At 58.0% G+C, this 12,391-nt stretch carries 8 protein-coding genes and 1 pseudogene; 5 read left to right on the top strand and 4 right to left on the bottom strand.

The genetic code is table 11. From position 1 onward, the window contains the following. Positions 1 to 219 precede the first annotated feature (219 nt). From paaZ to ACJTMZ_RS00520, 4 genes and pseudogenes are all read left to right on the top strand, one after another. Entirely contained in the window at positions 220 to 2,259 is a 2,040-nt protein-coding gene (paaZ, locus tag ACJTMZ_RS00535) for a phenylacetic acid degradation bifunctional protein PaaZ (protein ID WP_252010578.1), read from the top strand. Positions 2,260 to 2,454: 195 nt separating this feature from the next. Next, positions 2,455 to 4,728, top strand: a complete 2,274-nt coding sequence (gene tynA / locus ACJTMZ_RS00530; protein ID WP_408626801.1) for a primary-amine oxidase — start codon at positions 2,455 to 2,457, stop codon at positions 4,726 to 4,728. Positions 4,729 to 4,958: 230 nt separating this feature from the next. Then, positions 4,959 to 5,168, top strand: a pseudogene (locus ACJTMZ_RS00525) (alkyl sulfatase dimerization domain-containing protein); the annotation flags it as partial. Between the two features lie 51 nt (positions 5,169 to 5,219). Continuing rightward, positions 5,220 to 6,326 carry a membrane-associated sensor domain-containing protein gene (locus ACJTMZ_RS00520; RefSeq protein WP_252010575.1) on the top strand — a complete coding sequence of 369 codons (1,107 nt, stop codon included), beginning with the start codon at positions 5,220 to 5,222 and terminating at the stop codon, positions 6,324 to 6,326. A 98-nt stretch (positions 6,327 to 6,424) separates the two neighbouring features. On the opposite strand, the gene ACJTMZ_RS00515 is transcribed toward ACJTMZ_RS00520, so the two are convergent. Further along, the gene (locus ACJTMZ_RS00515) at positions 6,425 to 7,924 is read right to left on the bottom strand and encodes an aldehyde dehydrogenase family protein (protein ID WP_017384522.1); all 1,500 of its coding nucleotides are present in this window, start codon (positions 7,922 to 7,924) and stop codon (positions 6,425 to 6,427) included. Positions 7,925 to 8,165: 241 nt separating this feature from the next. On the opposite strand from ACJTMZ_RS00515, the gene feaR reads away from it, so the two are divergent. Next, positions 8,166 to 9,074: a transcriptional regulator FeaR gene (gene feaR / locus ACJTMZ_RS00510; protein WP_126499231.1), complete on the top strand. Its 909-nt coding sequence runs from the start codon at positions 8,166 to 8,168 to the stop codon at positions 9,072 to 9,074. Here the strand turns inward: feaR and ACJTMZ_RS00505 are convergent, their stop codons facing one another. Genes ACJTMZ_RS00505 through ACJTMZ_RS00495 form a run of 3 tightly spaced genes read right to left on the bottom strand, consistent with a single transcriptional unit; the run spans position 9,075 to position 12,227 of the window. After that, positions 9,075 to 9,392, bottom strand: coding sequence for a YdbL family protein (locus tag ACJTMZ_RS00505; RefSeq protein ID WP_006808832.1), 318 nt, complete (start codon positions 9,390 to 9,392; stop codon positions 9,075 to 9,077). 7 nt (positions 9,393 to 9,399) lie between these two features. Next, positions 9,400 to 9,591: a YnbE family lipoprotein gene (locus tag ACJTMZ_RS00500; RefSeq protein WP_003857369.1), complete on the bottom strand. Its 192-nt coding sequence runs from the start codon at positions 9,589 to 9,591 to the stop codon at positions 9,400 to 9,402. Continuing rightward, positions 9,588 to 12,227, bottom strand: a complete 2,640-nt coding sequence (locus ACJTMZ_RS00495; protein ID WP_408626800.1) for a YdbH family protein — start codon at positions 12,225 to 12,227, stop codon at positions 9,588 to 9,590. The genes ACJTMZ_RS00500 and ACJTMZ_RS00495 overlap by 4 nt, the downstream gene beginning before the upstream one ends. Positions 12,228 to 12,391 lie beyond the last annotated feature (164 nt).

Raw genomic sequence — 12,391 nt, 5'->3', positions numbered from 1 at the left:
AAGTTACACAAAGGTTAAATATAACCCCAAGAAGCGTTTGTTTATTTTGTGACAACGCTCGCAAGCCTTTTCATGAAAGGCCGATGAAACAAGGCTTTCGGGTTGTCAGGCTAAGCAATACAGATCACAACGTTAACAATTCATTAAAACTCAGCTTGATTTTTATGATTCACGATCAAACTATTTATAGTGAAATTACGAAACACCTGGAGAGAAGAAATGCAGCAGTTAGCCAGCTTCTTGTCCGGCACCTGGCAATCAGGCCGGGGCCGCGAGCGCACCATCACCCACGCCATCAGCGGGGAAACGCTATTTGAAGTCACCAGCGAAGGGCTGGATATGGCGGCCGCGCGCCGTTACGCCATTGAACACGGCGGGGAAGCGCTCCGCGCAATGAGCTTTATCGAGCGCGCCGCCATGCTGAAGACGGTGGCCAAACATCTGCTGAGCCAGAAGGAGCGGTTTTATGCCCTGTCAGCCCAGACCGGCGCGACGAAGGCCGACAGCTGGGTGGATATTGAAGGCGGTATCGGCACCCTCTTCACCTACGCAAGCCTCGGCAGCCGTGAGCTGCCGGACGATACCCTGTGGCCGGAGGATGAACTGATCCCGCTGTCGAAGGAAGGCGGCTTTGCGGCACGTCACGTGTTAACGTCGAAATCCGGCGTGGCGGTGCATATCAACGCGTTCAACTTCCCGTGCTGGGGGATGCTGGAAAAGCTCGCGCCCACCTGGCTTGCCGGGATGCCCGCCATCATCAAGCCCGCCACCGCCACCGCGCAGGTGACTCAGGCGATGGTGAAAGCGATCGTCGAGAGCGGACTGGTGCCGGACGGCGCCATCAGCCTGATCTGCGGTGGCGCGGGCGATCTGCTGAACCAGCTCGACAGCCAGGACGTGGTGACGTTTACCGGGTCGGCCAGCACCGGGCAGAGCCTGCGCGTCCACCCGAATATCGTCGCGCATTCCATTCCGTTTACCATGGAAGCAGATTCTCTTAACTGCTGCGTGCTGGGTGAGGACGTGACGCCGGAACACCCGGAGTTTGCACTGTTTATTCGCGAAGTGGTGCGCGAGATGACCGCCAAAGCCGGACAAAAATGTACCGCCATCCGCCGCATCATCGTGCCGGAAGCGCAGGTTGACGCCGTCAGCCAGGCGCTGATTGCGCGGCTGGAGAAAGTAGTCGTCGGCGATCCGGCCCAGGAAGGGGTGAAGATGGGGGCTCTCGTCAACGGTGAGCAACGTGCTGACGTGCAGGAAAAAGTCGATCATCTGCTTGCCGCGGGCTGCCAGATCCGTCTGGGTGGTAAAGCCGATTTGCAGGCGGCTGGCGCATTCTTCCCACCCACCCTGCTGTTCTGCCCGCAGCCGGACGAAACCCCGGCCGTCCACGCCATCGAAGCCTTTGGCCCCGTCGCAACCCTGATGCCCTGCCGTAACACCGAACACGCCATGCATCTGGCGCGGGCGGGCGGCGGCAGCCTGGCGGGAACGCTGGTTACGGCAGATACCCGCGTGGCGCGGCAGTTTATTGCCGGGGCAGCGCGCGCCCACGGACGTATTCAGATCCTCAACCAGGAATCCTCGAAAGAATCTACCGGCCACGGTTCACCGCTGCCGCAGCTGGTGCACGGTGGTCCGGGACGTGCGGGCGGCGGCGAAGAGCTGGGCGGCCTGCGCGCGGTGAAGCACTATCTTCAGCGCACGGCCATTCAGGGCAGCCCGTCCATGCTCGCCGCGATCGGTAAACAGTGGGTCCGTGGCGCGGAGGTGCAGGAAGATCGCGTTCATCCGTTCCGTAAATACTTCGAGGAGTTACAGCCGGGCGACAGCCTGCTGACCCCGCGTCGTACCCTGACGGAAGCGGATATCGTGAATTTTGCCTGCCTGAGCGGGGATCATTTCTACGCCCATATGGACAAAATTGGCGCGGCGGAGTCGATTTTTGGTGAGCGCGTGGTACACGGTTATTTCCTGATTTCCGCCGCGGCGGGGCTGTTTGTCGATGCCGGGGTTGGGCCGGTTATTGCCAACTACGGCATGGAAAACCTGCGCTTTATTGAGCCGGTCAAGCCGGGTGATACCATTCAGGTGCGCCTGACCTGTAAACGTAAAACGCTGAAGAAACAGCGCAATGCCGAGGAAAAACCCACCGGCGTGGTGGAATGGGCGGTGGAGATCTTCAACCAGCACCAGCAGGCCGTGGCGCTCTACTCCATCCTGACGCTGGTGGCGCGCCAGCAGGGTGACTTCTGACCCACCTCTTTCTTGCCGGGTGTCGCTCCGCTTACCCGGCCTACAACTACCTGACCGGGGTGTGATATCCCCCGGTCTTTTTTTAACCTGGCAAGACTGACAAACAACCTGGCAGATGCAGGCAAACGCTTTTCGTGCGCGCCTGTCAGGATAAGGCTGACACAACACAATAAACACAACAAGATGAGGTCTGCGATGGGAAGCAATTCTTCTTTTTCTGCCCGTAGAACGGCACTGGCCATGGCCGTTGCGCTCTGTTGCGCCTGGCAATCCCCCGTTCACGCTCACGGCAGCGAGGCGCATATGGTCCCGATGGACAAAACGCTTCAGGCGTTTGGCGCGGACGTGCAGTGGGATGATTACGCCCAGATGTTCACCATCGTCAAAGACGGTGCTTTTGTGAAGGTCAAACCCGGCGCAAACACCGCCATCGTTAACGGCAAATCGCTGACGCTCCAGGTGCCCGTGGTGATGAAGAACAATAAGGCGTATATCCCGGAGACCTTTATCAACGATGTTTTTCAGTCCGGTCTTGATCAGACATTCCAGGTTGAAAAAAGCCCCCACCCGTTAAACGCGCTGACGGCTGATGAAATCAACCAGGCCGTAGCAATCGTGAAAGCCTCAGCGGATTTTAAACCCAATACCCGCTTTACCCAGATTGCGCTGGCGGAGCCAGAAAAGGCCAAAGTCTGGGACTTTGTGCTTAACGGCACGGCGGTGGATGCGCCCCGTCAGGCCAATATCATCATGCTTGATGGTAAACACATCATCGAAAGCCGGGTGGATCTGAAGGAGAAAAAGATCCTCCGCTGGGAGCCAATCAAAGACGCGCACGGCATGGTGCTGCTGGATGACTTCAATACCGTGCAGCAGATCATCAATGAAAGCCCGGAGTTTGCCGCCGTGCTGAAAAAGCGCGGCATTACCGACCCGAAGAAAGTGATCACCACCCCGCTTACCGTCGGCTTTTTTGACGGCAAGGATGGGCTGAAACAGGAAGACCGCCTGCTGAAAGTGATCAGCTATCTCGACGTGGGCGACGGTAACTACTGGGCGCACCCGATCGAAAACCTAGTTGCGGTGGTGGATCTCGAGCAGAAGAAAATCCAGAAGATTGAGGAAGGCCCGGTCGTGCCGGTGCCGCTCACGCCGCGCCCTTATGATGGCCGCGACCGCGTTGAAACGGTGAAAAAACCGCTGGAGATTATCGAGCCGGAAGGCAAGAACTACACCATCACCGGGGATAGGGTGCACTGGCAGAACTGGGATTTTCATCTGAGCCTGGACTCACGCGTCGGCCCGATAATTTCCACCGTGACCTATAACGACAACGGCAAAAAACGACAGGTGATGTATCAGGGGTCGCTCGGCGGCATGATTGTGCCGTACGGCGACCCGGATATCGGCTGGTACTTTAAAGCCTACCTGGACTCCGGCGATTACGGCATGGGTACCCTGACCTCCCCGCTGGTGCGCGGCAAGGATGTTCCGTCTAACGCCGTGATGCTCAACGAAACCATCCCGGATTACACCGGCGCGCCAATGGAGATCCCCCGGGCGATCGCCATTTTCGAGCGTTACGCCGGGCCGGAATATAAGCATCAGGAGTTAGGTAAACCCAACGTCAGCGCCGAACGCCGCGAGCTGGTGGTACGCTGGGTCAGCACCGTGGGTAACTACGATTACATCTTCGATTGGGTATTCCACGAAAACGGCACTATCGGCATTGATGCAGGGGCTACGGGCATTGAAGCAGTGAAAGGCGTGCAGACGAAAACCATGCATGATGCCACCGCGAAGGATGACACCCGATACGGAACGCTGATCGACCATAATATTGTCGGTACCACCCACCAGCACATCTACAACTTCCGTCTGGATATGGACGTGGATGGCATCAACAACAAGCTGGTGGCCATGGATCCGGACGTCAAACCGAATACCGCTGGCGGACCGCGCACCAGCACCATGCAGGTTAATCAGTATGATATTGACACCGAACAGCAGGCGGCGCAGAAGTTTGACCCGGGCACCATCCGCCTGCTGAGCAATACCAGCAAAGAGAACCGCATGGGCAACCCGGTCTCGTATCAGATCATCCCTTACGCGGGCGGTACACACCCGGTAGCGTCCGGCGCGAAGTTTGCCCCGGACGAGTGGATTTATCACCGCCTGAGCTTTATGGATAAACAGCTTTGGGTGACGCGTTACCATCCCGACGAGATGTACCCGGAGGGAAAATACCCGAACCGTTCCACGCACGATACCGGCCTAGGCCAGTACAGCAAAGATAACGAGTCGCTGAACGACCAGGATAACGTCATCTGGATGACCACCGGCACCACCCATGTCGCCCGTGCCGAGGAGTGGCCGATAATGCCGACGGAATGGGTGCATACGTTAATCAAGCCGTGGAATTTCTTTGACGAGACGCCAACGCTCGGCAAGCAAAAAGAGCGGAAATAACCCACCGACCGGGCGTAATGCCCGGTTTTTCATCCGCTTACTTGCTGAATTACTCTCCCCGATTATAGTTATTGTTACCTCGCTTAATCCTTTTGCCTTTCTTGACACACTTTCACCAGGATTCGAAGTCTCCACAAACAACGTCACAGTTTACTGAGAGGTTTTAGGATGAGAATCAATGAGATCGTCAGGAGTCTCGCGATGGCGGGATGTTTTATTTCTGCCAGTTCTTTGACCAGGGGAACTACCGCTGGGTGGCCCAGGTGGTCAGCACAGTGCTCTTTGCCGATCCAAATAATCAGGCCGCGCGAAACCTGGAAGCGGATGCGCTGGAGCAGGATAACGGCGATATCAAAGTGACCGGCGATGCCGCAAAACTCGATGCCATGCTCGGTTACATGGATAAATTTGAATTCTGGTTTAACATTGTGACCCCGTAAAGGCAGCACTCGCGTGCGGACGTTCCGCCCGCTCAAGGAAAATTCTCTTCAATGGAAAAAAGACACTCAACCATACCCGAACCCGCGACATGGCCTACCCGTAAATCAATGGTTGCTCACGGGCTGGCCGTGAACCTGCCGTGGCTCGCCTTTGTGAATGCCAGCTTTGCCCTTATGGTCCTGCTGCGCAATTCGCTGTTCGGCCATATCGATGCCCTCCTGCACATCAGCCCCCCGCTGCGGCAGATGATTGACGCCTCCATGCTGGGCGTGGTGATCCTTTCCGTGGCGCTGGTGATCATGGCCTGGCGCCACATCCGCGGCGTCAGCGCCGTTTTGTTTATGTGCAGCCTGCTGTGGTCGATAAGTTGTTACTGGTTTATCAACGTATTACAGCTTCCTCATCCCTGGCCTATATTCGTTACCCTGCTGATGGCCGGTATGACCGCGCTCTATTTTCACCCGGTGGCACTGCTCTGCTTCACCGTTCCGCTATGGATAAGCCTGCCCGTTGCCAGCATGCTGCTGAATCAGGAAATTAATTATCGCTTTGCCGGGCTGTGGGTGGTGTTCACGTTCATTCTCGTGTGCGGGCGCTATATCCTGTTGAGCTGGTTTGAAGAGGCGTGGCGTCGCAACCAGCAGAATCAGCGTTTAATTTCACGGCTGGATGCGCTGGCCCATCAGGATCCGCTGACGAAAACGGCCAACCGCCGGGCGATGGAGCTGGTGCTGGAAAACGCCGTGGAGCAAGGCAAACGCTTCGCGGTGCTGATGCTGGATGTCGATTACTTCAAACTGTATAACGATACCTACGGTCACCAGGTGGGAGATGCGTGCCTCGCGCGGGTGGCAGAGGTGCTGAACACCTCGGTGCGCACGCCAGAGGATGTGGTTTCGCGCTACGGTGGCGAGGAGTTTGTGGTGATCCTCTTTGACTGCGAAGAAAGCGTTGCTGAGAAAGTCGCCGCGCGGATCCAGGCTGGCCTGCGCAACGCAGCCATTCCGCACAGCGCGTCGAAGGTGAGTGAATGTGTGACGGCGAGTATGGGCATTGCAGGCTATACCGCAGGACTGGCCGGCCCGGAAATCATCGCCCGCGCCGATGCGGCGCTGTACAGGGCGAAGGAGGCCGGGCGGAATCGGTGGTCGCTGTAAGTTACGCCGGGTGGCGCTGCGCTTACCCGGCCTACAAAACCAACCTTTTTCCTCCATCCCGTAGGCCGGGTAAGGCGTAGCCGCCACCCGGCGTTTTTTTAATACCGCACACACACCGACTTGGTTTCACACCAGCCGTCCAGCCAGTCGGGGCCGAAATCGCGCCCGGTGCCGGACTGCTTCATGCCGCCGAACGGCAGGTTGGCGTCTATCAGCGTGTGGCTGTTCACCCACACTGTTCCGGCCTGTAACCTGTCGGTATACGCCAGCGCTTTACTGATGTTCTGCGTCCAGACGCTGGCCGTTAAGCCATATTCAGTGTCGTTCGCCAGCTGAAGCGCCTCTTCCCCATCGGCCACACGAACCAGGTTCACCACCGGCCCGAAGACCTCTTCACGCGTCAGTCGCAGATGATTATCCGGGTTGACCACCAGCGTTGGCGAAACGTAATAGCCTTTGCCGTCTGGCCCCCGGTTCCCGGCGATCAGCTCCGCATTGTGCGCCTTCGCCTCATCCAGGAACGCCTGGACCTTATCGCAGTGGGCGCGCGACACCAGCGGGTTGATAAACGCCTCCGGCGACATGCCCGGCCCGACGCTGAGGGATTTCACGGCCTGTTCAAACCCGCTGACCAGCGTGTCGAACAGCGGAGCCTCAATATAAATGCGCGAGCTGGCCGCGCAGACCTGCCCCTGGTTCAGGAAGCTGCCGGTCATCAGTCCTTCAATCACCCACGCCGGATCGGCATCTTTCAGCACGATGGCCGGGTTTTTGCCGCCCAGCTCCAGCGTCACGCCCGTTAGCGTGTCCGCCGCCGCGCGGGCAATCTGCTTGCCCGTCGCCGTCGAACCGGTAAAGCTCACTTTGGCAATGCGCGGGTGCGAGGTCAGCGCCGCGCCACAGACGGCGCCACTGCCGGTCACCACGTTGAACACACCCTCCGGGATCCCCGCCTCGCTCGCCAGTTCCGCCACCCGTAACAGGGTGAGCGGCGTGGTTTCCGACGGTTTGATCACGATGGAGCAACCTGCCGCCAGCGCGGGCATCACTTTCCACATGCCAATCATCAGCGGGAAGTTCCACGGCACAATCCCCGCCACGACTCCCACCGGCTCTTTACGCGTCCACGCCTGATAACGCGCGCCCTGCGGCAGTGGAATCGAGAGATCGAGGGTTTTACCGGCAATTTTGGTGGTCAGCCCTGCCGTGTAGCGCATCCAGTTCAGGGTGCAGCCCACCTCGAAGGCGCGGGAAATGTTAATCGATTTCCCCTGCTCCAGGGTTTCGAGCTGTGCCAGCTCTTCGCCATGCTGTTCCACCAGATCCGCAAACCGCAGCAGGATACGTTCCCGCTCTGCCGGCAGCCGTCCGGCCCAGCTTCGGGCGACAAAGGCGCGCCAGCCAGACATCACCGCACGATCGACATCATCGACGCTGGCATCGGCGGTAGAGGCAATAACCTCTCCGGTCGCCGGGTTGTAGACGTTCAGACGCTTTTCGCTATCGGATGCCGCCTGACGCCCTTCGATCCACAGGCCGTGCTGGCGATCTAAAAACTGCTGCACGCCCGGCAGGATGGCGACGTGTGATTCGGACATAGAATACTCCTTCGTTATGCTTCGCAGGGTGTGTATGCAGTCTAAGAGGGGATTCGCATTCCTGCTTTTGTCTGTGTGACATTCGCTTTGCCAGCTGTGACAGGGTCCGCAAATCGTGATAATTCCCGCTTATATCGCTGTATCCGTTGAGTGTTCTTTCCTATAGTCAGCCTCGTAGCCCTGACAAAATGCAACATAAATGCAACAATGCGAAAACAGTGACGGTGCAGCGAGAACATCAATGGCGTGTGCAAGCGAACAGGACAATTTTCAGCAGTGGCTGGCGCAAATTAACCAGGTTTGTGGGCGCTTTGCGGCACGTCCGTTAGAGGGGGCGTTTCTCGGCGAGCTGGAAACCAGCTACACCCAAAGTCTGAAGCTGAGCACGGTGACCGCCGCAGGCGTTAACCTGTTTCGCACCCGTCAGGAGATCAAAAACGGCAACGACGCCTGGTTCTACACCGTGTTTCAGCTGGAAGGCAGCGCCGGAATCGAACAGGACGACCAGCGCGCGATGCTGAAAGCCGGGGATATCACGCTGATTGACGCCTCCCGCCCGTGCTCCATTTACTGGCAGGAGCGTTCCCGCCAGATTTCGCTCCTGCTCCCGCGACAAATCATTGAGCAACACGCGCGTTTTCAGGAAGTGAGGTGCGCGCTGCCCCTCTCCCGCAGTCTGCCTACCGTACAGCTGAGCTACCGACTGCTACAGGAGAGCATGGGCAATGTCGATCTCAGCGCCAGTGAAAGCGAAGCGGCGCTTGAGGCGATGGTGTGTCTGCTGCGTCCGGCCTTCCAGCAGCGTGACGAGGTGCTGCCGCGCAAGGAGCGTCAGTTCCGCCACGTTCTGTCCCTGATTGATGATCATATTCAGTCGGAGGCGTTAAGACCGGAGTGGATAGCTTCAGAGAGCGGCATGTCCGTGCGTAGCTTGTACCGCATGTTTGCCGGGAAAGGGCTGGTGGTAGCGCAGTATATTAAGAACCGTCGCCTCGATTTATGCGCTCAGGCGCTGCGTTCCATCAGCGATGACGAAAAGCTGGCGGGGATTGGCTACAGCTGGGGTTTCACCGACCATAGCCATTTTTCCACCGCCTTTAAGCAGCGTTTCGGGGTTTCGCCGGGCGAATACCGCAGGCGTTATCGCTAGCTATTTTTTCAGCCACTTGCCGTTAATTCCCTTCACGTACTCACCCGGCTGCGCGCGGGCCACCAGCTTTTGTCCCGCCATTTTCGCCACCTCGTCGACGGGTAAATTATTACTGTCAGCCAGCTGCTGGTAACTTTCCGTGCGTGCGGCGTTGATACGGTTCACCAGCGCCAGGGTTTCAGCGTCGTGCTGAACGGGCGCAAGATAGCCGCTCAGGGTTTCCCCTACGCGCCCCTGGGCACGCGCATCGTTGAGCGTAAGCGTGGCGGCGTGAACGTTCATCCCCAGCGCCAGTAACATCAGAGCTAATCGTTTCATGACATCCTCAGAACAGATCGCTGCGGGATTTCAGCAGGGCTTCAACGTCTTTATCCACCTTGATATGGATTTCATGCTCGATTTTCACGTTCATGTTGATGGTGATCGGCTCTTTGGGCGCCGCCACTTCAATGCGCGGCGTGCAGCCTGACAGCAGCGCGACGACGGCCACGGTGAGTACACCAGCCCTCTTTTTCATTGTTGTTCCTCACTTTCCTTGTCTGTCGAACCGCGGAGAAGGGGTATCGCCGCATGTTGCTCAAACCATGTTTGCAGATTGTCCCCAAAGCGCAGGCTGCGCCAGAGGGTAAAAATGTTCTCTTCATGGGTGTAATTCAGATTTACGAAACTGCTTTTACCTTCGACGCGGCTGGTGCCTTTAATGGCCGCCTGCATGGTTAACACACCCAGATTATCCACATTGAGTTTTGTCCACGACTGCGAAATTTCCATATAGCGGAGCCAGTTGATCGCCGCCCCTGCAACCATATTGTCTTTCACAATGGCATCCGCCGTGTCCTGGTCGATGCGCAGCGTCATCGGCCCCGGGTTGGTCAGCCAGCCATCTTTAATGATCCATTTTTCATTGTCCAGCCAGAACGGCAGCGCGCCGCTCACCGGGCCGGACATGGCAAACTGCTTCGGATTCACCGCGCTTATGAGTTCGCTGGAGGATATATTATCCACGCGCAGTAAAGCCGGATCGTGCTGCGGCATTCTCAACTGCTGCATGGTGATTTTCCCGCCGAGCGCTTCCACCTTCACGTTGGTGAGCAGGAGCGGGTTCGCTTCGGTCCAGGGATAATCGCCCTGGAGATCCGCGGTGATATTTCGGGCTGTGACCAGGTTTTTCACCTCGTCGATTCGTAACGTTACCGGCCCGCGCGTGCCCAGCGACCAGGTACCCTGGCTTAAGCGGAACGGCAGAACAAAATCCACGCCGTTGATTTCGTTATCCGGCATCCACGCGCTGCCCGCTTTCAGCACCCCGTGCCCCCCGGCCTCAAACCCCTGATCGGGCGCCGCAGAGAAAGCCACCTGCGCGTACATTTCGCCGCCGCGCAGGGTCATTTTCCAGTCTGGCGGGATCAGCGGCTGAAACACCGTAAGAGACTGTTTTGGCCACCAGGCCTGACCGCGAAGGCGTTCGCCGTCCCAGCGTCCATTCACCTGGACCGGGCCGATGTCGTCCGCATGCAGGTTCCCTTTAAACTGGAACACCGTCGGGTCTGTCCCGTCAACACTGAAGGTCAAAACGGACGGCGGCAGCACGCTTCCGCCTGAAAAGCTTGTTTGCCCGGCGTTAAGCGCGAGCGCGCCGCTAAAGGTGGGGTTATCCGGGTCCCGCGACCAGCGCACCGGGTGATCCAGCACCAGGCGCGGCTTGCTGACCAGCATCGTACCGTACTGCAATTTGTCGAACCCCGTGGAAAGATCGGTCAGTTCGATAACGTTGTCGCGCCACTCCCCGGTTCCCCGGACATCCCAGCGCGCGTTCATTGGCGTGAAATTCCCTTTACCCCAGTAGCGCCACTGCCACAAACCGTTGTCCGGTAAAAAGTCGTTAGCCTGGCCGTCCAGATGCAGCTCAAAATCGCCCATTTCGTTTTCATGCGCCCGCAGAATGGCTTGCAGGCGGCCGTCCACGCCCTTCTGCGTGAGCTTCACGCCCGCCAGCGGCCAGCGGATCTCATCGATATCCAGCGAGTCGATGATGCGCCCACGCGAGCGCAATAAAGCGCCGGGTTCAAACGTGAGCTGCGGATCGTAAAGGCTGCCGGTCAGCATCGCCGGGAGCCTGGCATACAGGATCAGATCGTTTTGCTTGGCTTCCCCGCTCAGGTGCAGCGGCATAGCGCTGTTATCCATACTGAGCGAGCCGGGACCGATATTCAGCACCGCGTTGCCCTTACCCGCATCCCCCTGGGTCAGCACGTTGAGCCGCCCCGTGAAGGTGGCTTTCTCCAGCCCCTGCTGCCAGTTATCCACTTTCAGCCCGACGCGTCCGCTCATTGGCACGCCGGAGGCTAACCAGTTCCAGCGTCCGTCGCTGATGGTCAACTGCTGAGCGGTGATCTGCCACGGTAAATCGAGCAGCGGATCGGGGTTGTCCCGCGCCATGACCACCAGCTGGCCCTGATTGTCCTCCCAGTCCAGATCGGCATCGACCAGCGAGGATAACTGTGGCACGTTAAAGGTCGCGACCGTATGCCCTTTCACCGGCACGCCGTCCGGCACCAGCGGCAGGGTGAATTCACCGATCAGCTTCACGGGCTGCGGCTGATCCGGCAGTTGCACATCGAACTGGCTGATGGAAAGGGTCTGGCCGCGTAACTGCCCCTTAATGCTCACCTGCTCGCCTTTATAGGTGATGTCCTGGCGGGCTGGCGTCAGTGAGGCATGCAGCTCACCCTCCCACTGCTGCCAGGGAGAAAGGGTAAAGCGATGGATGGTCAGCCAGGTGTTGGGCAGGATGGCCTGCCACTGCGCCAGCGTTTTCGGCGCCACCGTAGATGGCGCCGATTGCGGTAATTTGCTCAGGCAGACAGAGTTAAGTTCAAGTGCGCCAATATCCAGATCCCAGCGGCTGGGGTGTGACAGAGTCACGTTTTCCACGCGGGCAATTTCACACTCTTCTACCAGATAGCGGAGATCGGGGATGATCAGGGCGTGGCGCGTGAGCCGTGGGCTTTTTTCAAACGCGATGCGCGTTCCGACGGGGAGCCAGATCCCGGCGAGCGTGGGTACCCACTGGGCGAGCGTCATCAGCAGCGTCAGCGGCACAAGAAATAGCAGCAGTAATAGCGCGATTGCGGCTTTGTATTTACCCTTCATGGGCAGTTAATATCCTGATTTTGCGAAAAAAATAAGCCGTTCTTGCCGCTCATTGTCGCATGTTTAGCCAGTCAGTTGAAGGTAATGCCATTTTTAAGAGTAGATGCTCTACAATAATTCATAGAACTTATTGATTTCAATGAATTTTGAAAAATTGTAAGATA

Origin of the sequence: Enterobacter sp. DN (genome assembly GCF_046054285.1) — a bacterium.
GTDB classification, from domain to species: domain Bacteria; phylum Pseudomonadota; class Gammaproteobacteria; order Enterobacterales; family Enterobacteriaceae; genus Enterobacter; species Enterobacter hormaechei_C.
The sequence above is the reverse complement of the archived record's forward strand: the minus strand, read 5'-3'. Positions and strand labels throughout refer to the sequence as shown.

What these genes read in the sequence shown, in the direction of transcription:
- paaZ (WP_252010578.1), top strand. Translation starts at nt 220, where the DNA reads ATGCAGCAGTTAGCCAGCTTCTTGTCCGGCACCTGGCAATCAGGCCGG.
- tynA (WP_408626801.1), top strand. Translation starts at nt 2,455, where the DNA reads ATGGGAAGCAATTCTTCTTTTTCTGCCCGTAGAACGGCACTGGCCATG.
- ACJTMZ_RS00520 (WP_252010575.1), top strand. Translation starts at nt 5,220, where the DNA reads ATGGAAAAAAGACACTCAACCATACCCGAACCCGCGACATGGCCTACC.
- ACJTMZ_RS00515 (WP_017384522.1), bottom strand. Translation starts at nt 7,924, where the DNA reads ATGTCCGAATCACACGTCGCCATCCTGCCGGGCGTGCAGCAGTTTTTA.
- feaR (WP_126499231.1), top strand. Translation starts at nt 8,166, where the DNA reads ATGGCGTGTGCAAGCGAACAGGACAATTTTCAGCAGTGGCTGGCGCAA.
- ACJTMZ_RS00505 (WP_006808832.1), bottom strand. Translation starts at nt 9,392, where the DNA reads ATGAAACGATTAGCTCTGATGTTACTGGCGCTGGGGATGAACGTTCAC.
- ACJTMZ_RS00500 (WP_003857369.1), bottom strand. Translation starts at nt 9,591, where the DNA reads ATGAAAAAGAGGGCTGGTGTACTCACCGTGGCCGTCGTCGCGCTGCTG.
- ACJTMZ_RS00495 (WP_408626800.1), bottom strand. Translation starts at nt 12,227, where the DNA reads ATGAAGGGTAAATACAAAGCCGCAATCGCGCTATTACTGCTGCTATTT.